General features: G+C 37.4%; 26 protein-coding genes. 21 read left to right on the top strand and 5 right to left on the bottom strand.

Annotated elements, in window-relative coordinates:
• Positions 1-31 precede the first annotated feature (31 nt).
• The 4 genes from IGL93_RS07030 to IGL93_RS07015 all read left to right on the top strand — a co-directional run bounded on the left by IGL93_RS07030 (position 32) and on the right by IGL93_RS07015 (position 3,174).
• Entirely contained in the window at positions 32-1,054 is a 1,023-nt protein-coding gene (locus tag IGL93_RS07030; RefSeq protein ID WP_010713347.1) for an NAD(P)H-dependent glycerol-3-phosphate dehydrogenase, read from the top strand.
• Between the two features lie 11 nt (positions 1,055-1,065).
• Positions 1,066-1,962 (top strand): UTP--glucose-1-phosphate uridylyltransferase GalU, encoded by an 897-nt coding sequence (gene galU, locus IGL93_RS07025; protein WP_002357314.1) that lies wholly within the window; start codon positions 1,066-1,068, stop codon positions 1,960-1,962.
• A gap of 177 nt (positions 1,963-2,139) precedes the next feature.
• Positions 2,140-2,571: a DUF948 domain-containing protein gene (locus IGL93_RS07020; RefSeq protein ID WP_002357316.1), complete on the top strand. Its 432-nt coding sequence runs from the start codon at positions 2,140-2,142 to the stop codon at positions 2,569-2,571.
• Between the two features lie 15 nt (positions 2,572-2,586).
• Positions 2,587-3,174 (top strand): YtxH domain-containing protein, encoded by a 588-nt coding sequence (locus IGL93_RS07015; RefSeq protein ID WP_002381831.1) that lies wholly within the window; start codon positions 2,587-2,589, stop codon positions 3,172-3,174.
• Positions 3,175-3,294: 120 nt separating this feature from the next.
• On the opposite strand, the gene IGL93_RS07010 is transcribed toward IGL93_RS07015, so the two are convergent.
• The gene (locus IGL93_RS07010) at positions 3,295-4,398 is read right to left on the bottom strand and encodes an aminopeptidase P family protein (RefSeq protein ID WP_002361926.1); all 1,104 of its coding nucleotides are present in this window, start codon (positions 4,396-4,398) and stop codon (positions 3,295-3,297) included.
• A gap of 214 nt (positions 4,399-4,612) precedes the next feature.
• On the opposite strand from IGL93_RS07010, the gene ccpA reads away from it, so the two are divergent.
• Positions 4,613-5,614, top strand: coding sequence for a catabolite control protein A (gene ccpA, locus IGL93_RS07005; RefSeq protein ID WP_002357319.1), 1,002 nt, complete (start codon positions 4,613-4,615; stop codon positions 5,612-5,614).
• A 104-nt stretch (positions 5,615-5,718) separates the two neighbouring features.
• On the opposite strand, the gene IGL93_RS07000 is transcribed toward ccpA, so the two are convergent.
• Positions 5,719-8,124 (bottom strand): transglycosylase domain-containing protein, encoded by a 2,406-nt coding sequence (locus tag IGL93_RS07000; RefSeq protein ID WP_025192690.1) that lies wholly within the window; start codon positions 8,122-8,124, stop codon positions 5,719-5,721.
• Between the two features lie 184 nt (positions 8,125-8,308).
• Here IGL93_RS07000 and tyrS point away from each other — a divergent pair, with 184 nt between their 5' ends.
• Entirely contained in the window at positions 8,309-9,571 is a 1,263-nt protein-coding gene (gene tyrS, locus IGL93_RS06995) for a tyrosine--tRNA ligase (RefSeq protein WP_002357324.1), read from the top strand.
• A 255-nt stretch (positions 9,572-9,826) separates the two neighbouring features.
• Here tyrS and IGL93_RS06990 read toward each other — a convergent pair whose 3' ends face one another.
• The gene (locus IGL93_RS06990) at positions 9,827-10,117 is read right to left on the bottom strand and encodes a hypothetical protein (protein ID WP_002393362.1); all 291 of its coding nucleotides are present in this window, start codon (positions 10,115-10,117) and stop codon (positions 9,827-9,829) included.
• A gap of 436 nt (positions 10,118-10,553) precedes the next feature.
• On the opposite strand from IGL93_RS06990, the gene IGL93_RS06985 reads away from it, so the two are divergent.
• From IGL93_RS06985 to ybaK, 8 genes are all read left to right on the top strand, one after another.
• Positions 10,554-11,216: a YdeI/OmpD-associated family protein gene (locus tag IGL93_RS06985; RefSeq protein ID WP_010775882.1), complete on the top strand. Its 663-nt coding sequence runs from the start codon at positions 10,554-10,556 to the stop codon at positions 11,214-11,216.
• The gene (locus IGL93_RS06980; protein WP_010775881.1) at positions 11,216-11,683 is read left to right on the top strand and encodes a DUF1801 domain-containing protein; all 468 of its coding nucleotides are present in this window, start codon (positions 11,216-11,218) and stop codon (positions 11,681-11,683) included. The genes IGL93_RS06985 and IGL93_RS06980 overlap by 1 nt, the downstream gene beginning before the upstream one ends.
• Positions 11,684-11,693: 10 nt before the next feature.
• Positions 11,694-12,587 carry a deoxyribonuclease IV gene (locus IGL93_RS06975; protein ID WP_002357396.1) on the top strand — a complete coding sequence of 298 codons (894 nt, stop codon included), beginning with the start codon at positions 11,694-11,696 and terminating at the stop codon, positions 12,585-12,587.
• A 193-nt stretch (positions 12,588-12,780) separates the two neighbouring features.
• Positions 12,781-12,999, top strand: coding sequence for a YneF family protein (locus IGL93_RS06970; RefSeq protein ID WP_002357397.1), 219 nt, complete (start codon positions 12,781-12,783; stop codon positions 12,997-12,999).
• A 197-nt stretch (positions 13,000-13,196) separates the two neighbouring features.
• Positions 13,197-14,948, top strand: a complete 1,752-nt coding sequence (locus tag IGL93_RS06965; protein ID WP_010775880.1) for an ABC transporter ATP-binding protein — start codon at positions 13,197-13,199, stop codon at positions 14,946-14,948.
• On the top strand, positions 14,948-16,732 hold the full coding sequence (locus tag IGL93_RS06960; protein WP_033789311.1) for an ABC transporter ATP-binding protein: 1,785 nt from the start codon (positions 14,948-14,950) through the stop codon (positions 16,730-16,732). The genes IGL93_RS06965 and IGL93_RS06960 overlap by 1 nt, the downstream gene beginning before the upstream one ends.
• Positions 16,733-16,887: 155 nt before the next feature.
• Positions 16,888-17,649: a type I 3-dehydroquinate dehydratase gene (gene aroD, locus IGL93_RS06955; protein ID WP_010820865.1), complete on the top strand. Its 762-nt coding sequence runs from the start codon at positions 16,888-16,890 to the stop codon at positions 17,647-17,649.
• Entirely contained in the window at positions 17,646-18,161 is a 516-nt protein-coding gene (ybaK, locus tag IGL93_RS06950) for a Cys-tRNA(Pro) deacylase (protein WP_002393364.1), read from the top strand. The genes aroD and ybaK overlap by 4 nt, the downstream gene beginning before the upstream one ends.
• Before the next feature lie 129 nt (positions 18,162-18,290).
• Here ybaK and IGL93_RS06945 read toward each other — a convergent pair whose 3' ends face one another.
• Positions 18,291-18,698, bottom strand: coding sequence for a ribonuclease HI family protein (locus IGL93_RS06945; protein WP_002357402.1), 408 nt, complete (start codon positions 18,696-18,698; stop codon positions 18,291-18,293).
• Between the two features lie 100 nt (positions 18,699-18,798).
• Here IGL93_RS06945 and IGL93_RS06940 point away from each other — a divergent pair, with 100 nt between their 5' ends.
• Positions 18,799-19,260 carry an EbsA family protein gene (locus tag IGL93_RS06940; RefSeq protein ID WP_002357403.1) on the top strand — a complete coding sequence of 154 codons (462 nt, stop codon included), beginning with the start codon at positions 18,799-18,801 and terminating at the stop codon, positions 19,258-19,260.
• Between the two features lie 104 nt (positions 19,261-19,364).
• On the opposite strand, the gene IGL93_RS06935 is transcribed toward IGL93_RS06940, so the two are convergent.
• On the bottom strand, positions 19,365-19,571 hold the full coding sequence (locus IGL93_RS06935; RefSeq protein WP_002357404.1) for a cold-shock protein: 207 nt from the start codon (positions 19,569-19,571) through the stop codon (positions 19,365-19,367).
• Positions 19,572-19,749: 178 nt separating this feature from the next.
• Here IGL93_RS06935 and IGL93_RS06930 point away from each other — a divergent pair, with 178 nt between their 5' ends.
• The 6 genes from IGL93_RS06930 to IGL93_RS06905 all read left to right on the top strand — a co-directional run bounded on the left by IGL93_RS06930 (position 19,750) and on the right by IGL93_RS06905 (position 25,778).
• Positions 19,750-21,420 (top strand): formate--tetrahydrofolate ligase, encoded by a 1,671-nt coding sequence (locus IGL93_RS06930; protein WP_010775877.1) that lies wholly within the window; start codon positions 19,750-19,752, stop codon positions 21,418-21,420.
• Between the two features lie 104 nt (positions 21,421-21,524).
• Positions 21,525-22,229 carry a CBS domain-containing protein gene (locus tag IGL93_RS06925; protein ID WP_002360173.1) on the top strand — a complete coding sequence of 235 codons (705 nt, stop codon included), beginning with the start codon at positions 21,525-21,527 and terminating at the stop codon, positions 22,227-22,229.
• 5 nt (positions 22,230-22,234) lie between these two features.
• Positions 22,235-22,711: a signal peptidase II gene (gene lspA / locus IGL93_RS06920; protein ID WP_002360174.1), complete on the top strand. Its 477-nt coding sequence runs from the start codon at positions 22,235-22,237 to the stop codon at positions 22,709-22,711.
• Entirely contained in the window at positions 22,698-23,603 is a 906-nt protein-coding gene (locus IGL93_RS06915) for an RluA family pseudouridine synthase (RefSeq protein WP_002371061.1), read from the top strand. Before lspA ends, IGL93_RS06915 begins: the two co-directional genes overlap by 14 nt.
• 338 nt (positions 23,604-23,941) lie before the next feature.
• Positions 23,942-24,481 carry a bifunctional pyr operon transcriptional regulator/uracil phosphoribosyltransferase PyrR gene (gene pyrR, locus IGL93_RS06910; protein WP_301280621.1) on the top strand — a complete coding sequence of 180 codons (540 nt, stop codon included), beginning with the start codon at positions 23,942-23,944 and terminating at the stop codon, positions 24,479-24,481.
• A 16-nt stretch (positions 24,482-24,497) separates the two neighbouring features.
• Positions 24,498-25,778, top strand: a complete 1,281-nt coding sequence (locus tag IGL93_RS06905) for a solute carrier family 23 protein (protein ID WP_002357410.1) — start codon at positions 24,498-24,500, stop codon at positions 25,776-25,778.
• Positions 25,779-25,784: the final 6 nt, after the last annotated feature.

Here is a 25,784-nt window from a genome sequence, read left to right as displayed (position 1 = left end):
AACGTTGTTTAGCGAAAGGAGAGTTTCACCGATGAAACAAAAAGTCGCTGTTTTAGGACCAGGTTCCTGGGGGACAGCTTTAGCTCAAGTATTAGCCGAAAATGGACACGAGGTCTGTATTTGGGGAAATAAACCAGAGCAAATCGATGAAATAAATACAAAACATACCAACAAACATTATTTACCAGAATTAATCTTACCTACTTCAATTCAGGCAACCACTGATTTAGCCACTGCTTTAGTAGATGTGGATGCGGTACTGTTTGTGGTACCAACTAAAGCCATTCGTTCAGTAGCACAAGAAGTGGCCCAATATTTAAAAACAAAACCAATTATTATTCATGCAAGTAAAGGGCTCGAACAAGGTACACATAAGCGGATTTCAGAAGTGATAGCGGAAGAGATTCCAGCAGAAAAACGGCAAGGGATTGTGGTTTTATCTGGTCCAAGCCATGCAGAAGAAGTCGCTGTTCATGACATTACAACCATTACAGCAGCAAGCGAAAATTTAGCAGACGCTGTGTATGTGCAAGAGTTGTTTATGAATGATTACTTTAGAATTTATACGAATGATGATGTGATTGGTGTAGAAACAGGGGCGGCCTTAAAAAATATTATTGCTTTGGGCGCCGGAGCGATTCATGGCTTAGGCTTTGGTGATAATGCCAAAGCGGCAATTATGACTCGTGGTTTAGCAGAAATTAGTCGTTTAGGGGTTGCGATGGGAGCAAACCCATTAACATTTATTGGTTTAAGTGGTGTTGGGGATTTAATTGTTACTTGTACAAGTGTCCATTCTCGAAATTGGCGTGCGGGTAATTTATTAGGAAAAGGCCATAAGTTAGATGAAGTCTTAGAAAACATGGGCATGATTGTGGAAGGTGTTTCAACAACTAAAGCAGCCTATGAATTGGCACAACAACTAGAAGTCGAAATGCCAATCACAGAAACAATCTACAATGTCTTGTACAATGACGAAGATGTACAACAAGCAGCAAAAGAAATCATGTTGCGCGATGGCAAAACCGAAAACGAATTTACACTTGATTTTTAGGAGGAAAAAAGATGAAAGTTAAAAAGGCAGTTATTCCAGCAGCTGGGTTAGGAACACGTTTCTTGCCGGCTACCAAAGCGATGGCAAAAGAAATGTTACCGATTGTTGATAAACCAACGATTCAATTTATTGTAGAAGAAGCACTAGCTTCAGGAATCGAAGATATTTTAATTGTGACAGGCAAAGCCAAACGTCCGATTGAAGATCATTTCGATTCAAATGTTGAATTAGAAAATAATTTAAAAGAAAAAAATAAAACCGATTTATTGAAATTAGTCGAAGAAACAACGGATGTTAATTTACATTTTATTCGTCAATCCCATCCGAAAGGCTTAGGACACGCTGTTTTACAAGCGAAAGCATTTGTTGGCAATGAACCTTTTGTCGTGATGTTAGGCGACGATTTAATGGAAGATAAAGTGCCATTAACGAAACAATTAATGGATGATTACGAACAAACACATGCTTCGACAATTGCGGTAATGAAAGTACCCCATGAAGATACTTCAAAATATGGTATTATCAATCCAGAAAAAGAAATCGAAAAAGGACTATACAATGTCGAGAACTTTGTTGAAAAACCAAAACCTGAGGAAGCACCAAGTGATTTAGCGATTATCGGCCGTTATTTATTAACCCCTGAAATTTTTGATGTACTTGAAAATCAAAAGCCAGGCGCTGGTAACGAAATTCAGTTAACAGATGCGATTGACACTTTAAATAAAACACAACGCGTTTTTGCTCGTGAGTTTAAAGGAGAACGTTACGACGTTGGCGATAAATTTGGGTTTATGAAAACAAGCATTGAATATGGTTTGACTCATCCAGAAGTAAAAGATAATTTACGAGAATACATTATTAATTTAGGTGCTCAATTAGCGAAAAAAGAGCAACCAAAAGAAAAATAAATAAAAATAAGCGTAAAATTTCAATTCGTTAGAAGGAAATTTTACGCTTATTTTCTTAAAGAAAAGGGCATGAGAATTTTATAAAATAAATTGTCATTCTTAGCTTTATGAGTTGTGAAAAATATAAGTTGGTGTTATCCTAAGATTATAAATAAAATTTCAGAGGGGAGTAATGATATGTCAGGTGGGGAAATTGCTGCCTTAATTGCAGCGGTAGCATTTGTTGTTTTAGTCATCTTTTTAGTACTTGTGTTATATAAAGTTTCTCAAGTTGTTTCAAAAATTGAAGATACAATTGATGAAACAAATACAACAATCAAAGTCGTGACTAGCGATGTGAATGTATTGAGTCGCCAAGTGGAAGGCTTGCTTGTTAAAAGCAATGAACTATTGACAGATGTGAATCAAAAAGTGGCAACGATTGATCCGTTGTTTACGGCCGTTGCTGATTTAAGCGAAAGTGTCTCTGAATTGAACACCTCAAGTAAACATTTGATTACAAAGGTAGGAACCGTAGGGAAAGGCACAGCGAAAGCTGGTTTAGTGAGTAAAGTAGGCGGTTCTGCTTTTAGAGCAATGCGTTCAAAAAATAAAAAAACAAATAACTAATTGGAGGAGATTTTTATGGCTAAAAAAGGCGGATTTTTCTTAGGAGCAGTAATTGGTGGAACAGCAGCAGCCGTTGCCGCATTATTACTTGCACCAAAATCAGGTAAAGAATTACGTGATGATTTATCAAATCAAACAGATGATTTAAAAAACAAAGCGCAAGATTACACAGATTATGCTGTTCAAAAAGGAACAGAATTAACAGAAATCGCAAAACAAAAAGCCGGCGTTTTATCAGATCAAGCCTCTGATTTGGCAGGTTCTGTCAAAGAAAAAACAAAAGATTCATTGGATAAAGCACAAGGTGTTTCTGGCGACATGCTTGATAACTTTAAAAAACAAACAGGTGATTTATCTGATCAATTTAAAAAAGCAGCTGACGATGCTCAAGATCACGCAGAAGATTTAGGTGAAATTGCCGAAGATGCAGCAGAAGATATCTATATTGACGTTAAAGATTCTGCGGCAGCAGCCAAAGAAACTGTTTCTGCTGGTGTCGATGAAGCAAAAGAAACCACCAAAGATGTTCCTGAAAAAGCTGCAGAAGCAAAAGAAGATGTTAAAGATGCAGCGAAAGACGTAAAAAAAGAATTTAAAGGGTAACAAGCGTTTAGCTTATGAAAGTTAGCAACGGATCGTGTTGCTTTTGTTCAGCGGCTTACCTTAAAATTTAGAAATGAGGCCATCAGTCCGGTTGACTGATGGCCTCATTTTATTTTTATGCTATTGAATAATTTGCAATTCTTTGGTTGTCTTAGTGAATGGTTCGGAGCCTGTTTTCGTTACGTGTAAACAATCTTCAATACGAACGCCTACTTTTCCAGGAATGTAAATACCGGGCTCAATAGAGAAACACATACCTTCTTCAATGACTAAATCATTGCCATGAACCAGCGATGGGTATTCATGGACAGTGGTTCCAATGCCATGGCCTAAGCGATGGTTAAAATATTCACCATAACCAGCTTTTGTGATTACACCTCGAGCAATATCATCTAATTCGCCTGCTGTAACACCAGGTTTCACCGCTTCAGTTGCTGCTAATTGTGCTTCTAAAACAATTCCATAAATTTCTTTTTGGAAATCAGAAGGTTCCAAGTAGCTGACTGTTCGTGTGGCATCGCTACAATAGCCATTATGAACGACACCTAAATCAAATAGCACTAAGTCATGGGGCTCAATTTTTGTTTCGCCAGGTACCCCGTGAGGACTAGCTCCGTTTTTTCCTGTTAAGACTAACGTATCAAAACTCATTGAGCGAATACCTTGACGTTTTAATTGATACTCGATTTCTGCAACAATTTCTTGTTCCGCAACGCCTGCTTGAATTGCTTTGAAGCCAATCTCAAAAGCGACATCAGCCCAACTACCAGCTTCTAGTAAACGTTGAATTTCAGGTTCTGTTTTAATTAATTGAAGTTTTTCAATTAAAGGCGTAACATCATGCGAAAAATCGCTAGCTGGGAAATAGGTTTTCAATTGATCGAAACGAGCTAAAGAAAGAGCTTGTTTTTCTAAAGCAAAGCGTGGTGTGCCTTGTGTCCGTTTATTTAATAAAGCCGCAATTTTTTCCCAAGGATTTTCGCTATCTAAATAACCATAAACGGGATAAGTCCAACTACTCTTTTCGGCATCTTCGACTTCTAATGCAGGTGTAAATAAAAATGATTGGTCGTCCGCAGCGATAAACAAAGCTAACACGCGCTCATGAGGTTCGCTTTCGTAACCGGAAAAGTAAGCGATATGACCAGGATCACTAATATAAGTGAAGTCAATCTTTTCTTGGTGCATCCAATTTTTTAAATCGGCAATTTTTTCTTGATTCATAAAACATCCTTCTTTCTTTTATTCTGAAGTGAATCACAGTACTATCATAACATGAAATGACAAAAAGTTCCTTTTGAAATGGAAAGTAAATTTTCATGAAAAAACGATAAAACGGTTGCAAAAATAGAAGAATTTTGATATTCTAGGCTAGGAAAGAAATGTAAACAGTGTTTTCAGAAAATGAGAACAAATTCATATTTATAGGAGAAGAAACATGGAAAAACAAACAATTACAATTTATGATGTTGCTAGAGAGGCAAATGTATCTATGGCTACTGTTTCTCGTGTTGTCAATGGTAATCCCAATGTAAAACCAGCAACGCGTAAAAAAGTCTTAGAAGTGATTGATCGCTTAGATTACCGTCCTAACGCAGTCGCACGTGGTTTAGCAAGTAAAAAAACGACAACAGTGGGTGTCATTATTCCAGATGTTAGTAATGCATTTTTTGCTTCATTAGCACGTGGCATTGACGACGTGGCTACAATGTATAAATATAATATCATTTTAGCTAATTCAGATGGAGACGATCAAAAAGAAGTTACTGTATTAAACAATTTACTTGCCAAGCAAGTAGATGGGATTATCTTTATGGGTCATCGCATTACAGATGATATTCGTGGTGAATTTTCACGTTCAAAAACACCTGTTGTCTTAGCAGGTTCAATTGATCCAGACGAACAAGTTGGTAGCGTTAATATTGATTACACAGAAGCAACGAAAGATGCAACAGCGACTTTAGCGAAAAATGGGAACAAAAAAATTGCTTTTGTTAGTGGTGCATTAATCGATCCAATTAATGGTCAAAACCGAATGAAAGGCTACAAAGAAGCCTTAGCGGAAAATGGCTTGTCTTATAATGAAGGCTTAGTTTTTGAATCTGAATATAAATTTAAAGCAGGTATTAATTTGGCTGAGCGTGTCCGTAACAGTGGAGCAACAGCTGCCTTTGTTACAGATGATGAGCTAGCGATTGGTTTATTAGATGGGATGCTAGATGCTGGTGTGAAAGTTCCAGAAGAATTTGAAATCATTACAAGCAATAACTCATTGCTTACAGAAGTCTCTCGTCCACGTCTATCAAGTATTACACAACCTTTATATGATATCGGTGCCGTGTCAATGCGCTTATTAACAAAACTAATGAACAAAGAAGAAATTGAAGAAAAAACAGTTGTTTTACCTTATGGAATTGATCAAAAAGGTTCAACAAAATAAATTGAATTAAACGGCTAAACTAAGAGCGTTAACTCTTAGTTTAGCCGTTTTTTGATACCTAAAAATGAGCCAGAAAACGTATTTTTCTGGCTCATTTTAGCGAGTTAATTATCATTCTTTTTATTATCGTTGTTTTTATTGTTGTTATTATTTGTAGTGGCACGTGGAGCAAGATTTCCCCAGTAAGAAGCGTAATTGCTGTCTGTTCCACCGATCCCAAATTTATAGGTACTTTGTGGTGCACCATCTTTGGCATAGTATGAAGTCGTTGTTTTGCCAGGTGTGTTGAACTTGGCACCATTATAGGTAATTGAGCCAGGTTTTTCACCAGTAAATTCAGAAACTTTTGATTTAATGACACTTGGGTCTAATTCAAATTTTTGACCAATGCCAAACAATTCTGGATTCGCATAGTACAGCGCGTTAGCTAAGTTCGCCATATAATTCCCGTTATTGTCGCCGCTGGTCGTCGTCATTGGCGCTGGTAGATCATGTCCTGACCAAGAACTTAGTGTCACAGTCGGGGTAGAGACAATCAGCCATGAATCTTTATAGTCATTAGTTGTCCCAGTTTTTCCGACCCAATCAGCACTGGCTAAATGAGGATTCAAGCCAGCTAATGTTGGTTTGAATTTTGTCGTATTCGCAGAATCCACCACTGAGCGCAACAAGTCATTCATAATAGAAGCGGTCGCCGGTGAATAAACTTGCGTTCCTTCATCTTTGTGTTCGTAGACCACATGTCCGCTATTGTCTGTGATTTTTTCAATCATGTAGGCTTTTTGATATTTACCTTTGTTAGCAAGCGCTTGGAAGCCGTTTGTTTGTGTTACAACATTTGTTTCTACTGAACCCAATGGCGCAGATTCGTAAGCCCAAGCATCTGAAGCTGGATAGTTCATTTTACTTAAGTAGTGATTGTAAGAGAAATTATCATCACCCATTTTTTTCCTTAGCTCATTATTAACATGAACGACAGGGATATTGAAAGACCAATTCAAGGCATTTCGAACAGTCACGAATTGATTTAAATCCACATTTGTGGAATTAACAAATTCTGTACCATCAGCATAAGTCGTTGGGTAGTTGGCCAGACGACTTTCAGAACCAATGAGTCCTTGATCAATCGCAGGGCCATAGACAGAAATTGGTTTAATCGTAGAACCAACTTGACGATCGGCATTAAAGGCATGGTTGTTTTGATTAATATCGAAGTTTCTGCCGCCGATAAAACCGAGGATACGACCAGTAGCGTTATCCATTAAAATATTGCCAGTTTCAATCATTGTATTCCCATTGACATCTGCAGTGCCATCATCAAGCAAATAACCATAATTTGCGACAGCGGTTTGCATCGTGTTGTAAATATTCTGATCAATGGTCGATTGGATTGTATAGCCTTGCGACTGGATTTCGCGACGTGCTTGTTCTTCATATTGATCTAAACCAACTTGATCTAAATCATCACGATTAACTTTAGCTTTTTTCATATCTAAATCCATGACAATCTCAACTGCTTTATCTAACACCGTATAGTATAGATAGCCTTCTGTATTGACATTGGCCTGCTCAGTTGGTAAAAAGTCTTTTTTCAAGTCGTAAGCTTTGGCTTCTTCATATTCCTTTTGCGAAATAGCTTTTTCTCGGTACATACTGAAAAGAACAAAATCTTTTCTCTTCATGCCTAAAGACAAATCGTCTTTCAAGGCACCGGTGTTAGTATAGGGCGTGTAAACAATGGGACTTTGGGGAAGTCCTGCGATAAAGGCCGCTTGAGGAAGATTCAAGTCCTTGGCACTTTTACCAAAGAGTCCTTTGGCTGCTTCTTCCACGCCTGCAATATTTTCACCTTTGTTATTACGACCAAAAGGGGAGACATTTAGATAAGTTGTCACGATTTCGTCCTTAGAAAAGTATTTTTCAATACGTAAAGCTAATAAAATTTCGTTGGCTTTCCGTTTAAAAGTCGTTTCGTCAGTTAAAATCTGTTGCTTGACCAATTGCTGAGTCAATGTTGAACCACCAGAAGAACCGCCGATACCTGTCGCATCAGAAATCAGCGCTCGAACTAGCGCTTTTGGTACCACCCCATGATGTTCTTCAAAATATTCATCTTCTGTTGAAATAATGGCTTTTTTTAGCAATGGAGACATTTGATCGCCATTAATTCGTGTCCGAATTAAATCTGATTTGATGTTAGCAATCGGGGTACCGTCTGCGTAAGTCATTTTTGACACTTCGGTAATATCACTGATTTCTTTTTGCAATTCTTCCTTCGTTGGGGGCTGTGTATCTTCAACTAGAAAAGCAAAATATCCCATTCCGATACCTAAGCCAAGAGAGCCACCTAAGACAATCAGAATAACCCCAAAAACCACTAATGACTGAAAAACGCGAATAATGACATTTAAAATAAGTAAAAAGACATTGCCGCCAGAAGAGGTCGTTGGTTTTTGCTTATTGTTACTTGAATTATTTTTCAAAAGCTTCACCTCAATAAAATGATACATTCTGTGTTATTATAGCAAAAAAAAGCTTCTATGAATAGTTTCTACACCAATTGCCATTTTTTGTTGAAAAAACTTAAGAGAAAATAGGGAAATCTCATTTTTTGACTTTTCAAGTGTGACAGAATCGGTTACTATGAATAGGGGAATTTGATCTATTATTATGTTTTACTATAGGAGGAAAATCATGAATTCAGCTTTTTTTGAAGAATTAAAAGCCCGTGGGTTGGTCTACCAAGTCACAGATGAAGAAGCCTTACAAAAACAATTAAATGAAGAATCTGTTAAATTATATATCGGCTTTGATCCAACGGCAGACAGTTTACACATCGGGCATCTACTGCCAATTCTTATGTTACGTCGTTTCCAACAAAATGGCCATGTGCCCATTGCTTTAGTTGGTGGCGGAACTGGCATGATTGGTGATCCATCATTCAAAGATGCAGAACGTAGTTTAAACACACTTGATACAGTGAAAGCTTGGTCTGAAAGTATTAAAGGCCAGTTGTCACGTTTTATCGATTTTGAAGATGAAAAAAATCCAGCGATTCTAGCAAATAACTATGATTGGCTTGGAGAGCTTTCGTTAATTGATTTCTTACGTGATGTGGGAAAAAACTTTACAATTAACTATATGATGAGTAAAGAAAGCGTGAAACGCCGAATCGAAACAGGAATTTCTTATACTGAATTTGCGTATCAATTATTACAAGCGTATGATTTCTTGAAATTGTACGAAACAGAAGGTTGTTTATTGCAATTAGGCGGCAGTGATCAATGGGGGAACATTACTTCAGGGATTGAATTATTACGCCGAGAACAAGAAGTTCAAGGATTTGGCTTAACTATGCCTTTAATTACAAAAGCAGATGGTACCAAATTTGGTAAAACAGAAGGAAACGCAGTTTGGTTAGATGCGGAAAAAACTTCGCCATATGAATTTTATCAATTCTGGATTAACACAGATGATCGTGATGTCGTGAAATTCTTGAAATACTTTACTTTCTTAACATTGGATGAAATTGCAACAATTGAAGAAGAATTTACAGCGAACCCAGGTCAACGTGCTGCGCAAAAAGCGTTAGCCAAAGAAGTGACTACTTTAGTCCACGGTGAAGCAGCCTATCATCAAGCGGTTAAAATTTCAGAAGCTTTATTCAGCGGGGATATCCAAAGCTTAACAGCAGAAGAAATTAAACAAGGCTTTAAAGATGTACCAACGTACGAGGTGCAACCAGAGGATCAATTAAGTTTAGTCGACTTATTAGTTACCTCAAAAATAGAACCATCCAAACGTCAAGCCCGTGAAGATGTTCAAAATGGAGCGATTTACGTCAATGGAGAACGTAGACAAGATTTAGCAGCTGAATTGACAGAAACTGATAAAATTGAAGGACAATTTACTGTGATTCGTCGCGGGAAGAAAAAATATTTCTTGTTAAAATACTAAAACACTGTGAACTTCAATCTTATACGGTTTATAAATTAAAAATAATAGTTAACAGTTAATACTAGCTTAATATTTTGCTTTAGGAAGACTTGTTTACCTTAATGTAAGCAAGTCTTTTTATAAAGTTTTGCTTATAGTACTAGAATCAATAGTCACCAACATTATCTTGAACGGTTTATTATATAAAAATACCGACCAAGTTTCTCTGGTCGGTATTCTGTCTAATTTTTAAGTCTCACTACAGATAGCCAATCCTTACTTGTATAATATTACTGTATGGAAACCTTCCATAGATCCTGACAGACCTTGATTTTGTAGTGAATCAATTTTTATATCAACAATTTCATAACCATCTAACTGCATAGAAGATATTATTTCATCAATTTGCGTAGTGTATTTGTCCTCACAGCCAAAATTTTGATTAATCCATTTACTAAAACTATTTACCATAACTAGATGAGTTAAACCATCTTTAGGTTTTAAAAATTTTTTTATTTCTTTTTGATAAATAGATTCTGCAGCACTTTTTTGTCCTTTTGTAAACATTCCCACTCTATTTCACCACCTTTCCAGTAAAATTATTATTGCTAATATATTTATTGCTTCAAGCTTTTTGTGAATGTCCAAAGTGTTAATCACTAATAAAGTTAGACTATTATTCCTCTCTATGGTGATTCATTAAGGAAAAGTATTGGTTAAAGCATATAGACGATAAAGATAGTATATCAATGTTCACAAAAGTCTACAATAAAAATTCAAATTTGTTATAGACTATATTAGAAAAGTAATGGGTGGGTATTGTTGTATCAACAATAAGGAGGACTGTAAGAAAAGTCCTTTGTCAAGATAGTATTGAAATAAAAAGCTGAAAATCAAAAGGACAAATGTTACAAAAAACTCTTTTTTACTATTGGGCATATTCAATTACAGATAACTTGTGCTATGCTAGAATAAAAAGTGCAGTCGCTATAAGGAGTAGGTTATGAAATCAATTGTCGAAAAGTTAAACTTAACGAAGTATCAGCAACTAGTTACTTTAAATAGACCACAGGGAGAGTATCTATCTGAATTTGCTTCAGCCGCGCAGCAATTACCCTCAGAACCAGTTGAGCTGATTTTTGCATTTGTGAAAACGATGGCGGAATTTCAAGAGATTGTTTCAATGGTGATTGAAGGTCAACATTTAGTAGAAAATGGGTTGTTATATGTGGCTTATCCGAAAAAAGGCAATAAAATGTATCCAACCTTTGTCCACCGAGATGAAATTTTTCCAACATTACAAGTAAACGAGGCAGATGGGTATATTAAAGGCTCAACCTTAAAATTTAATCGCATGGTTAGTTTAGATGAGACTTTTACGGTTGTCGGCATGAAGAATGTTCTTAAAAAGCCAGCGAAGAATCAGACCAGTTCTGCTGTTGGGGATTATGTTCAATATTTACCAGAAATTGAAGCGTTGTTACAAACAGAACCAGCTGCTGCAGCGACATTCGCTGCATTAACGCCTGGTTATCAAAAAGAGTGGGCGCGGTATGTATTTAGTGCAAAGCGAGCGGAGACACGGAAAAAGCGGCAAACTGAAATGTTAGCCATTTTAAAAGAAGGCTATAAAACCAAAGCTCTTTATCAGCAAAGGAAGAAATAATGGCGCAGTTAATTGAAACAGTTACAGCATACATCGAAACAGTCGAACCAAAATGGCGAATTGCTTATCAGCAAGTATTAGACGCCGTTTCGCAAAATTTGCCAGCAGGATTTGAATTAACGATGCAATATGGCATGCCAACCTTTGTTGTGCCGCTTTCAGTATTTCCAGAAGGCTATCTCAACTGTGGTGATGAACCGTTACCATTTATCAGCTTAGGCGCTACTAAAAGGCAAGTAGCTTTATATCACATGGGATTAATGGGAAATGAAGCCGTCCGAAGTTGGTTTCAAGAAGCCTATCAGGAACAAGTGTCAACAAAGCTAAACATGGGGAAAAGTTGTCTTCGCTTCACTAATCCTAAGCGAATACCCTATGAACTAATTGGCGAATTAGTAACAAAAATCACGCTTGAAGAATGGCTGCAACAGTATCAACACTACCAAAAGAAAAAGAAGAATTATTAGGAGGAACCACATGTTATTAGGATCACACGTTAGTATGAGTGGCAAGAAAATGCTATTAGGCTCTGCCGAGGAAGCGGCTAGTTATGGCTCAACAACCTTTATGATTTATACAGGTGCGCCACAAAACACGCGCCGGAAACCGATTGAAGAAATGAATATTGAAGCTGGGCAAGCGTTTATGAAGGAACACAATTTAAGTAATATCGTCGTTCATGCCCCGTATATTATTAATTTAGGCAATACAATCAAAACGGAAAATTTCGGTTTTGCCGTTGACTTTTTGCGACAAGAAATTGAGCGAGCACAAGCGTTGGGAGCAACGCAAATCACGTTACACCCAGGTGCGCATGTTGGCGCAGGTCCAGAAGCCGGCATCAAACAAATTGTTAAAGGTCTAAACGAAGTCTTGTGGAAAGAGCAAATCCCTCAAATCGCTTTAGAAACAATGGCTGGTAAAGGGACCGAAATCGGCCGTACGTTTGACGAACTAGCTGCGATTATTGACGGAGTTACGCTAAATGATAAGCTTTCTGTCACTCTGGATACTTGCCACATTAATGATGCAGGTTATAATGTAAAAGATGATTTTGATGGCGTATTAGTTGAATTTGATAAAATTATCGGATTGGATCGTTTAAAAGTTATTCATGTGAATGATTCTAAAAATCCTATGGGCTCACATAAAGATCGTCATGCCAATATTGGTTTTGGCACTATTGGTTTTGAAGCTTTAAACGGTGTGGTTCACCATGAAAAATTAACTGCTTTACCAAAAATTTTAGAAACACCTTATGTCGGAGAAGACAAAAAAAATAAAAAGGCCCCTTACGGCTTTGAAATTGCGATGTTAAAAAATCAAACATTTGATCCAGAATTATTAGAAAAAATTCAAGGACAAAACTAAAGCAACAATCGCTCTTAAAGGTCCTATTGACCTTTAAGAGCGTATATTTTTGACTTTTAATCACTATTTTGCAAAAAAATCAGACTTTTTTCATTATTTAAGAGAAATCCCGCAAAAAGAACTTTTCTTTTTTTGCTATTTCTAGTAAAATAATTCATTGAGAGCAAAACTATACGGAGAGGAGAGAGTTTCAATGGCAACAGGTTGGGTAGTATTAATCGCAGTAATCGCTTTATTAGTAGGCGCTGCAGGGGGCTTTTTCCTTGCACGCAAATATATGCAAGATTATTTCAAAAAAAATCCTCCCGTTAATGAGGATATGTTACGCATGATGATGGCATCAATGGGTCAAAAACCGTCAGAGAAAAAGGTTAGACAAATGATGCAACAAATGAAAAACCAAGGAAAATAGTAAAGGTTATTCAGGTAATCATGAATAAGTGTAAAAACGGGCTGATTTTCAGTCCGTTTTTTTGTTGTTTTGCGGGAGAATAGGATAATCTAGGAGGAAAAGAGCGAGACGTTTAATCAAAAACAACAATAACGAAGAAACCTTCTAGCTCGAAAGTAGTCTTCGTAGAACAACAAAGTAAAAGGAGGGACAACTGAATGTCCATATTCAAAAAATTAGGCTGGTTTTTTAAGCAAGAGAAAAAAAGTTATATTATTGGGGTTTTCTCATTAATGATGGTCGCTCTTGTTCAATTAGTCCCGCCAAAAGTTATTGGCGTCGTTGTAGATGAAATCGTTAACAAAGAAATTCGCTTAACGAAAATTATCGTGTGGGTTGCACTTTTGATTGGTGCTGGGCTTGCCCAATATCTTTTTCGCTATATTTGGCGGATGCATATTTGGGGGAGTGCCGCTCGTTTGGAAAAAGAGCTACGGACTCAATTATTTCATCATTTCACAAAAATGGATAGCATCTTTTATCAGAAATATCGGACAGGTGACTTGATGGCGCATGCAACCAATGATTTAAATGCCATCCAAAATGTGGCTGGAGCTGGGATTTTAACATTTGCTGACTCTGTGATTACGGGAGGAACAACGATTATCGCAATGGTTCTATTTGTCGATTGGCGCTTAACATTAATTGCTTTATTACCGCTGCCTTTATTAGCGGTCACCTCACGAGTTCTAGGTTCTAAGTTGCATGATGCCTTTCGAGATTCACAAGCTGCTTTTTCAGCGATTAATGATAAAACACAAGAAAGTATCACTGGAATTAAAGTCATTAAAACATTTGGGCAAGAAAAAGAAGATCTTGCTGATTTTACAGAGAAAATTGATGATGCTATCGTCAAAAATAAACGAACGAACTTTTTAGATGCACTATTTGATCCGTTTATTACGCTGATTATTGGTGTTTCTTATGTTTTGACAATTATTATTGGTGGTCGTTTCATCATGGAAGGAACGATTAGTTTAGGTCAGTTGGTCTCTTTCATTGCCTATATTGGGATGCTAGTTTGGCCAATGTTTGCGATTGGGCGCTTATTTAATGTGTTAGAACGTGGGAATGCTAGTTACGATCGTGTGAACGAATTATTACATGAAAAAACGCATATTATCGAACGAAAAGATGCCATCAAAACAATGGCGCAAGGGACAATTTCAATGAAGATTGATTCTTTTTCTTATCCAAAAGAAGAGACGGTGGCGTTGGAAAATATCCAATTTTCGTTGCAAGAAGGAGAAACCTTGGGGATTGTTGGCAAAACAGGCGCTGGTAAAACCACTATTTTGAAATTGTTGATGCGTGAATATGATCAATACCAAGGAACGATTTCCTTTGGAAAACATAACATTAAAAATTACACATTAGATGCATTGATGGGTGCAATGGGGTACGTGCCACAGGACCATTTTCTCTTTTCCATGACGGTACGAGATAACATTCGTTTTGCTAAACCAGACTTGGAACAAGCAGCAGTTGAACAAGCGGCAGCATTAGCATTTATTAACCAAGAAATTAAAGCATTCCCTGAAGGCTATGACACAATGGTTGGGGAACGTGGCGTTTCGCTTTCTGGAGGACAAAAACAACGGATTTCTATTGCACGGGCCTTGATTGTTGAACCAGAATTGTTAATTTTAGATGATGCCTTATCTGCAGTCGATGCGAAGACTGAAGAGGCGATTTTATCAAATCTAAAAGAAACGCGCCAAGAAAAAACCACTATTATTACAGCGCATCGTTTAAGTAGTGTCATGCATGCAAAAGAAATCTTAGTGTTGGATGAAGGGAAAATTATTGAACGGGGGACGCATCCAGAGTTACTAGCTCAGAAGGGTTGGTATCAGCGGATGTGGGAAAAACAGCAATTAGAAGCGAAAATTGAAGGGAGTGAGAGTTAATGGAAGAAAAGTATCAATCCGAATGGTCCAGAGAATTACCGATGAAAGAACAATTAACGATTGTTCAGCGTTTGTTTCGTTTTGCCAAGCCATTTCGACGCATGTTTTACACAGCTATTCTCTTTGCGTTTGGCTTATCAATTATCAATATTCTTTTGCCTAGAGTCATTCAAGTTTTTATGGATAATTATTTAACGCCTAAAACTGCTACAATGCAAGTGATTCTAACTTTTGCTGCTATTTATTTTTTTGGTGTCATTGTCAAAAGTATTGTTTGGTTTTTCCAATGGTATTTGTATTCGATGGCTTCTTTAAAAACGTATCAATATATACGAGTGAAATTATTTGAAAAATTACACACTTTAGGTATGCGTTATTTTGATCAAACACCAGCGGGTTCGACGGTGTCTCGTGTTACAAATGACACAGAAACATTGTTTGAATTCTGGTATGTATTCCTAATGGTGATTACAGGAATTTTTGCCGTAATCTCGTCATTTTTTGCAATGTTTCAACTCAGTCCAGAAATCTCATTTTATTGTCTAATTTTCTTGCCGATTTTATTAGTTGTGATTTGGTATTACCAAAAATTTAGTTCAAAATTATATCGCAGTATGCGGGAAAAATTAAGTCAATTAAACACCAAACTAAATGAATACATCTCTGGTATGCAAATCATTCAACAATTTCGCCAAGAAAAGCGTTTGGAAAAAGAATTCGAGGAAACCAATGATGATTATTTAAAAACACGAGTAGCAATGATTCGTATGAATTCATTATTATTAAGTCCCATCATTAATTTGTTGTATACATTGGCGATTGCATTGGCCTTAACTATGTTTGGCATCGATGCTTTACATTCTCCTGTAGAAGCGGGGATGATTTATGCTTTTGTAACGTATGTCCAAGCTTTTTTTAATCCGATGACACAAATGATGGACTTCCTAAGTATCTTTACAGATGGGATTGTCGCAGGTAGCCGTATTTTAAAAATTATGGATACGGAAGAATTAACGCCGCAACAATCAGTAGGTGCGAATGGGGAAATTATTCGCGGGAAAATTGAATTTCGCAATGTTACTTTTTCTTATGACGGCAAAAACGAAGTATTGAAAAATATTAGCTTTGTTGCAAATCCCGGGGAAACCGTCGCTTTAGTCGGTCATACAGGAAGTGGTAAAAGTTCAATTATTAATGTACTCATGCGTTTCTATGAATTTTATGAAGGGCAGATTTTAATTGATGATCGTGATATTCGTGATTTTCCCATGACAGAATTACGGGAAAAGATGGGCTTGGTATTACAGGATGCTTTCATGTTTTATGGAGATATTGCTGGAAATATCCGTTTACTGAATCCCGATATTACAGATGAACAAATTAAACAGGCTGCGGAATTTGTTCAGGCGGATAAATTTATTCACACGTTACCCAATACCTATCATGCGAAAGTCATTGAACGAGGAGCGAGTTATTCTAGCGGACAACGTCAATTAATTTCGTTTGCACGAACGATTGTGACTGATCCCAAAATTTTAGTTTTAGATGAAGCAACCGCTAATATTGATACAGAAACAGAAGGATTGATTCAAGAAGGATTAGCCAAAATGCGTCAAGGGAGAACGACAATTGCGATTGCGCATCGCCTTTCGACGATTCGTGATGCAAACTTGATTTTAGTTTTAGACAAAGGGCAGATTGTAGAACGAGGAACGCACGAAACGTTACTGGCAGAAGGTGGCCTTTATGCGGATATGTATCAGTTACAAAGTACGGAAGTTTAACGTAACAACTGAAAGAGTTAAATAACCCAAACAAAGGCATTTAGTGTTAGGAAATTCCTAATTCTAGGTGTCTTTGTAGCTCTTTAAATTGCAAAAAAGAATAGAAATGGTATGATATGAAGAGAGAAAAACAAACGAGGAAGTTAGGTGGAACTGTGAAGCCAGTTATAGTCAAAAATGTGCGAATAGGTGAAGGGAATCCCAAAATTGTGGTGCCCATTGTTGCTCCAACAGCCGAGGATATTTTGGCCGAAGCAACGGCGAGCCAAACACTAGATTGTGATTTGGTGGAATGGCGTTTAGACTATTATGAAAATGTCGCTGATTTTTCCGATGTATGTAATCTTTCACAACAAGTAATGGAACGGTTGGGGCAAAAACCGTTATTGTTAACTTTTCGTACACAAAAAGAAGGCGGCGAAATGGCTTTTTCTGAGGAAAATTATTTTGCTTTGTATCATGAATTAGTGAAAAAGGGTGCGTTGGATTTATTAGATATTGAATTATTTGCGAATCCGCTGGCGGCAGATACGTTAATTCACGAAGCTAAAAAGGCGGGGATTAAAATTGTTCTCTGTAATCACGACTTTCAGAAAACACCGTCGCAAGAGGAGATTGTCGCGCGGTTACGCCAAATGCAAATGCGTCAGGCGGATATTTGTAAAATAGCTGTGATGCCACGAGATGCGACAGATGTACTTACGTTACTTTCAGCAACCAATGAAATGTACACCCATTATGCATCCGTCCCAATCGTTACTATGTCAATGGGACAGTTAGGGATGATTAGTCGCGTAACAGGTCAACTGTTCGGATCGGCACTAACTTTTGGCTCCGCCCAGCAAGCGTCTGCACCAGGCCAACTATCCGTACAAGTATTAAGAAATTATTTAAAGACATTCGAACAAAACAAGTGATTCAGAAGGTGAAAAAAGTGGCAAAGAAAAAAACACAACAAAAAACGAATGCGATGCGCATGGTAGAACAACATAAAGTACCATATAAAGAATATGAATTCGCTTGGAGTGAAGATCATTTAAGTGCAGAAAGTGTCGCTGAAAGTTTAGGTATTGAAAAAGGACGAATTTTTAAAACCTTGGTTACAGTAGGTAATAAAACAGGTCCAGTCGTGGCTGTCATTCCTGGTAATCAAGAATTAGATTTGAAAAAATTAGCGAAAGCTAGTGGCAACAAAAAGGTAGAAATGCTTCACTTAAAAGATTTAGAAGCAACCACAGGCTATATTCGTGGGGGCTGTTCACCAATTGGGATGAAAAAACAATTTCCCACCTATTTGGCCGAAGAAGCTCAACAATATTCTGCAATTATTGTTTCTGCAGGCAAACGTGGCATGCAAATTGAATTAGCTCCTGAAGCAATCCTTTCGCTAACCAATGGACAATTTGCGGGAATAACGACAGAAGAATAAGTGGTTATAAGAAGAGGTTGAGACAGAACCGTTTATCTGTTTTTAAACGTGGAGCAAAAATCACTAGGGATTTTTGCTCCACGTGTTTAATTATCAAATTAATAAAGGAAAAGCATTAAGTAAACAGTGCTACTTTTTATTGGGATAAAATTTTTGTAATGCTTGCCGTGCGAGCATATCGGCCGCTTTGTTTTGACTTTCAGGTAGCCATTTGATTAAGAGCAAAGGGAAATTCTTTTCTAGTTGTTGATATTCTGCTAAATAAGGCTGGTACTTTTCATTTTTAGCATAGTTTTTTTCAATTGTTTGGACAACAATTTTACTATCTGAGTGGAGAAGAACGGTTTGTTGATTGTCTTCATTGGCAATCGCTTGTTTTAAAGCTTCAATCAGCACTTTAAATTCGGCTTCGTGATTACTAACAATGCCTAAAGGCACATGCAATTGTTGCCGCGATTGGTCGGTGAGGTAAACGATACCGCCGCCAGATTCACCTGGATTGCCTTTTGTTGCCGCATCTACATAAATTCTTAACATAAAATTACTCCTAATTTCTTTTTGTTCTTAAAAAAAGTATGTTACTATTATAACATATTTAAATTTAGCGGCGTTGATCCAGAAGTAGTGAGGGCACTTTATGAAAAAACAGAAATTTTATTGGCAGCCAGAATTAGCATCAACAATTATTTACTGGTCTTGCACATTTTGTATATTATTTATTAGTTTAATTTTAGCATTGGAAAATAATGGTCCTTACTTGATTAGTAATCTGGTGATGGTTCCATTTTTTGTGTTTGCTTATCTAGGAATTGCGCGGTCTTTTAATATGACAGAAACATCTTTAATTGTCAGAGATGTTTTGTGGTTTCGCAAAAAAGCACTTCCGCTTTCTCAGATAGAAAAAGTAACCTACAATGAAAAAAGCATCGAAATTTTTTCCTCAGAATTTAAGGAAGGCTCAAAAGTCTTTTTAATGAAAAAGAAAACGATTCCGTTATTTCTTGAGGCACTTAAGGTAAAAAAGCCTGAATTGAAGGTAGCAGAAGATCATTCTTTGGGCCTTCATAAAAAAGAAGAAAAAAACAAGAGTGAGTCATAAGTCGAAACGACTGGTGACCCACTCTCAAAATCTTAAAATAATCAGCTGAAACAAACGCTACGTTTACTTACTTTTTGGAGCTAAGCGCTGTTGGTTCAGCTTTTTTAGTTATCTATTTTTTTGACATGTGCTGCTTGTAGCCCACGATTGCCTTCCATTATCTCGAATTCTACAGATTGATTCTCATCAAGTGATTTGAATCCGTCACCTTCTATAGCAGTGAAGTGGACAAAAATCTCATCTTCTTCGTTGTAAACGATAAAACCATAACCTTTTCTGTTATCGAACCATTTGACAATTCCTTTTTGCATCCAATTCACGCTCCTTTTAGATTTGTAAAGACACTTTCATTATACGAGAAAAGGCTACCAAACGTCAATGGTTGGGTTGTTTAAAAAAGGTTATTCTAGCCATTCTATTCAATACAAGCTATAATTTAAAAGAAACAATGTGTCACAAAGACGATAAAGAATTGAAAAGGGGTCCGTTATGAAGACAGATATTAACATTGCACAAGCAGCAACATTAAAACCTATTCAAGAGATTGCCGAAACAATCGGTCTTTCAGAAGATTCGCTCGAACTTTATGGAAAATACAAAGCGAAAATAGATTTTCCAACGCTTCAATCCTTAGAAGCGCAACCAGAAGGTAAATTAATCCTCGTTACGTCGATTAATCCAACGCCAGCAGGAGAAGGAAAGTCAACCGTGACCATTGGTTTAGGAGATGCATTAAATCAAATCAATAAAAAAACAGTTATTGCCCTAAGAGAACCATCATTAGGTCCTGTGATGGGGATTAAAGGTGGCGCAACAGGTGGCGGTTACGCACAAGTATTACCAATGGAAGAAATCAATTTGCATTTTACTGGTGATATGCATGCGATTACGACAGCCAATAATGCCTTAGCTGCGTTACTAGATAATCATTTACAGCAAGGAAATGAATTAAAGATTGATTCTCGACGGGTGATTTGGAAACGGGCAGTGGATCTAAATGATCGTGCGCTCAGACAGGTCGTTGTTGGTTTAGGCGGTCCTTTCCAAGGTGTACCAAGAGAAGACGGTTTCGATATTACTGTGGCAAGCGAAATTATGGCGATTCTTTGTTTAGCGCAAAATTTAACGGACTTAAAAGAACGCTTAAGTCGGATTATTGTCGCCTATAATGACCAAAGAGAGCCGGTGACGGTTAAAGATTTAAACGTGGCAGGTGCGCTGACTTTATTATTAAAAGACGCCTTAAAACCTAATTTAGTTCAAACGATTGAAGGAACTCCAGCTTTTGTTCACGGTGGTCCTTTTGCCAATATCGCTCATGGATGTAACAGTATTTTAGCGACAAAAACGGCTTTGCATCTAGGGGATTATGTCGTAACAGAAGCAGGTTTTGGTGGCGACTTGGGTGGCGAAAAATTTTTAGATATTAAAGTACCTTCTTTAGGGAAAGCACCCGATGCCGTTGTGATTGTGGCAACGATTCGCGCGTTGAAAATGCATGGCGGTTTGGCGAAAGATCAGTTAGCAGAAGAAAATTTACCAGCGTTACAAAAAGGCTTTGCCAACTTAGAAAAACATATTCAAAACATGCAACGTTATGATGTACCAGTAGTTGTTGCAATTAATGAGTTTACACAGGATACAGAGAAGGAAATTCAACTGTTGAAAGAAGCCTGCCAAACGTTAGGCGTGCCCGTCGAGTTAACAAGTGTTTGGGCGCAAGGTGGCGCAGGTGGCACGAATCTAGCGAAAACAGTAGTAGCAGAGATTGAAGCCAATACAAAACAGTTTCAACCTTTATATAACCCTCGCCAAACAATTGAAGAAAAAATTCAAGCCATTGTACAAACGATTTACGGCGGGGAACAGGCGATTTTTTCTCCGAAAGCACAAAAGCAAATTGCAGACTTTACAAAAAATGGTTGGGATCAATTACCAATCTGCATGGCGAAGACACAGTATTCACTTTCTGACGATCCTCAAAAATTAGGACGGCCAGAAGGATTTACGATTACGATTCGTGAGCTAGTTCCAAAAATCGGTGCAGGGTTTATCGTGGCGTTAACGGGTGACATTTTAACGATGCCTGGCTTGCCGAAAGTTCCTGCTGCGTTAAATATGGATGTGGACGAAACGGGTCAAGCGAGCGGTCTCTTTTAAAGCCACTCTTTCCTGAGACCTATTTTTAGTATATACTTGAAAGTAGCTCAATAAAAAATAATGACGGAAATTTATTGCGTAGTTTATTATAAGGAGCAACGACTATGGGGGAACGAGCAGATACATTTTTAGCACACTTTAATCGCATTGAAAAGTGGATGAGAGAGAGACTGAACAATCCTGTCAATATGGGATTCAGTGAAATGACAAGACGTCTTTCCCGAAAAGAAAAAGGACAGATTGCTCAATTTGAAGAGGATTTGCTTCAAATGGCTCAGTTAAGAAATGCCATCGTTCATGAGCGAATTGCTGATGATTTTGTAATTGCAGAGCCAAACGAATGGGCAGTTCAACGAATTGAAACGATTGAACAAGCTTTAACAAAACCAGAAAAAGTAGTGCCTAAATTTGCGAAACGTGTTACAGCTTTTGAAATCACCACTTCTTTAGAAACGTTATTAACGATTATTGCAAAAAAACAATATTCTCAATTTCCGATTTATGAAAAAGGTGTATTTAAAGGATTAATCACGGTTCGAGGGATTGGTGTATGGTTTGCCATTGAGAGCACCAAAGGCGAAGTTCACATTGCCAACCGAACGGTGCGAGAATTGTTGGCATCAAATTATAAACGCAGCAACTATCAATTTGTTTCAATTGAAGCAACCGTTTTTGAAGTTGAACAAATGTTTCGGGAGCAGCCACGCTTAGAAGCTGTGCTTATTAGTAAAAGTGGCCATCCTAATGGTGAGTTAGTAGGCATTGTTCGACCAAGAGATTTAGCAAGTATTCATAGAGAAAAGGAATGACGCGATTGTTAGTAGTATATTTTTTAATCAGTGCTTTATTAGTAGGGCTTGACCAATGGAGCAAATATTTGACGGTCCAAAACATTTCTTTGGGTGAAACAAAAGAATTCATTCCTGGATTTTTGTCGCTGACCCATTTAAGAAATACCGGAGCTGCTTGGAGCTTATTAGAAGGAAAGATGATATTCTTTTATGTCATCACAGTAATTGTTAGTGTCGTGATTATTTATTTATTAATTAAGAATTATAAAAAAAGTATCTGGTATTCTGTAGGTTTATCTTTTGTCTTAGCAGGTGCCATTGGGAATTTTATTGATCGTGTACGTTTAGGCTACGTGGTGGACATGCTCCAAACGGATTTTATGAATTTTCCTATTTTTAATGTTGCAGATAGTACGTTAGTGGTCGGCGTTATTTGTATATTTATTTATTTGATTTTAGATGAAAAAGCAGCAAAGGAAGGCAAAAATGGAACAAATTAACGTAACGATTCAAACAGAAAAAGGCCGGATTGACAAAGTATTAAGTGAACATTTACCCAATCATTCTCGCTCGCAAATTCAACAATGGTTAAAAGAAAAACACGTAACAGTTAACGGTGAAACGGTCCGCGCAAATTACAAAGTTACAGCAGGCGATGAAATTGTGGTAACAATTCCTGAACCAGAAGTTCTAGATATGGTAGCAGAGGATATTCCTTTGACCATTGTTTATGAAGACAATGATGTGATTGTCGTCAACAAACCTCAAGGCATGGTTGTTCATCCTTCGGCAGGGCATCCCAATGGTACATTAGTGAACGCGTTACTTCATCATGCGGATCACTTATCGGCGATTAATGATGTGGTGCGACCGGGAATTGTTCATCGAATTGATAAAGATACTTCGGGGCTATTGATGGTGGCTAAAAATGATCAAGCCCATGAATCATTAGCGAAACAGCTAAAAGAAAAAACATCGTTACGCAAATACGTCGCCTTGGTCCACGGTGTTATTCCTCACGATAAGGGAGAGATAAATGCGCCTATTGGTCGTTCCAAGGTTGACCGCAAAATGCAAGCGGTCATTGAAGGCGGTAAAGAAGCAGTCACGCATTTTACTGTTTTAGAGCGTTTTGATGCATTTACCTTAGTTGAATTACAACTAGAAACAGGCCGGACACATCAAATCCGTGTTCACATGAAATATATCGGTTATCCATTAGCTGGAGATCCATTATATGGACCGAAAAAAACATTGCCTGGCAATGGACAATTTTTACATGCGAAGTTATTAGGCTTTACACATCCTACTACAGGTGAACAATTAGTCTTTGAAGCACCTTTACCAGAAGTTTTTGAAAAAACTTTACACCAATTAAGAAATAATCATTGATTTTTTTCTGAAGAAGAGGTAAACTCTTTTTTAAGAAGAAAAATAACTAAATAACTGTAACCTTTAAGTTTAGTCCCGTGAGGCTAAGAAGGAATCATGCAAAAGAACACTAGGTGCGCTTAGTTAGTAAGTTGTGTGGGCTACATGGTACCCTTGTACCTTTTTAAACTGTAACCAACATCCTCCTATCCTCATACGGGTAGGAGGATTTTTTGTTGGAAAAAATAACAGGACAATTTCAATAAAAATCCACTTATTTTTCAGCTGCTCAATTGAAGGAAGAATCGCTGACCCCAAGACAGCGAGGACGTAGATAAAAAAGAAATGAGGAGGAAATTATTATGCCAAAGAAAGAAGTTGTTGACGCAGTCACAATGAAACGAGCGCTTACTCGAATCTCGTATGAAATTATTGAAAGAAACAAAGGAATTCAAGACATTGTTTTAGTAGGAATTAAAACGCGTGGGATATACATTGCACAACGTCTAGCCGAACGCTTAAAACAATTAGAAGATATTGACGTGCCAGTTGGTGAATTAGATATTACTTTGTATCGTGATGATGTGAAAGATATGGAGGAACCTGAATTACATTCTTCTGACGTACCAGTCTCAATTGAAGGTAAAGAAGTTATTTTAGTAGATGATGTCTTGTACACGGGCCGGACCATTCGTGCTGCGATGGACGCTGTTATGGATTTAGGTCGTCCGAGAAAAATCTCTTTAGCAGTCTTAGTAGATCGTGGGCATCGGGAATTACCGATTCGTGCCGATTATGTAGGAAAAAATATTCCAACATCAAAAACTGAGGAAATTATTGTGGAAATGGAAGAGCGTGACGGCGCAGATCGTATTATGATTAGTAAAGGAAACGAATAAAAAGGAGTGAACAACGTTGTCAGAAAAAGAATTTCGAAATGAAGATGCAGTCTTAGATATTAAAGACAGACCGCAAGCTTTTCACTGGGTTGGCCTAAGTTTACAACATTTATTTACGATGTTTGGCGCAACGGTTTTAGTACCAATCTTAGTGGGAATTGACCCAGGGATTGCGTTAGTCAGTTCAGGATTAGGAACAATGGTCTATCTGATTACTACAAAAGGAAAAATCCCCGCTTATCTTGGCAGTAGCTTTGCTTTTATTGCAGCGATGCAGATGTTAATGAAGAGTGATGGTTATCCAGCCATTGCCCAAGGTGCTATGACAACCGGCTTGGTATACCTAATCGTTTCATTAATCATTAAAAAAATTGGTTCCGACTGGTTGGATAAAATTTTACCGCCTATCGTTGTAGGACCTGTCGTGATGGTTATCGGTTTAGGCTTGGCAGCTAATGCCGCAAATAACGCAATGTATAACAACAACGTTTATGATTTTAAATATATTGCCGTAGCCTTGATTACTTTAGGCTTAACCATTTTTTACAACATGTTTTTCAAAGGCTTCCTAGGATTAATTCCAATTCTTTTGGGAATTGTCAGTGGGTACCTAGTCGCTTTAGCTTTCGGAATTATTGATTTAACCCCTATTAAAGAAGCTGCGTGGTTTGCTTTACCGAATTTTGAAGTACCTTTTGTTCAATATGAACCGAAATTGTATTTAAATGCCATTACAACAATGGCACCAATTGCTTTTGTAACAATGACAGAACATATTGGTCATTTAATGGTCTTGAATAAGTTAACCAAGCGCAACTTTTTCCAAGACCCAGGCTTATCTAAAACTTTAATGGGAGATGGCTTAGCGCAAATTGTAGCAGGTTTTGTTGGTGGACCGCCAGTTACAAGTTATGGTGAAAATATCGGCGTGCTGGCAATTACAAGAGTACACAGTGTCTTCGTGATTGGTGGAGCCGCGGTGTTCGCTGTAGCTTTAGGATTTGTTGGAAAATTAAGTGCCTTGATTCTAAGTATCCCAGGACCAGTTATTTCAGGAATTAGTTTCGTCTTGTTCGGTGTGATTGCCGCAAGTGGTTTGAAAATCTTAATCGATAATAAGATTAATTTTGATAAGAAAAAGAATTTATTGATTGCTTCAGTAATTTTAGTCATCGGCATTGGTGGCTTAGTCTTCAAAGTAGGAACCTTTGAATTGTCTTCAATGGCATTAGCAACCGTCTTAGGAATTGTTTTGAATTTAATTTTACCGGAAAACGCACGTAGCGAAGAACAGTAGGAGGAC

It is taken from the genome of Enterococcus sp. DIV1328a, from assembly GCF_050536905.1.
Classification (GTDB): domain Bacteria; phylum Bacillota; class Bacilli; order Lactobacillales; family Enterococcaceae; genus Enterococcus; species Enterococcus faecalis.
Note: the sequence above shows the minus strand (reverse complement) of the source record. Positions and strands in the feature narration are given on the sequence as shown.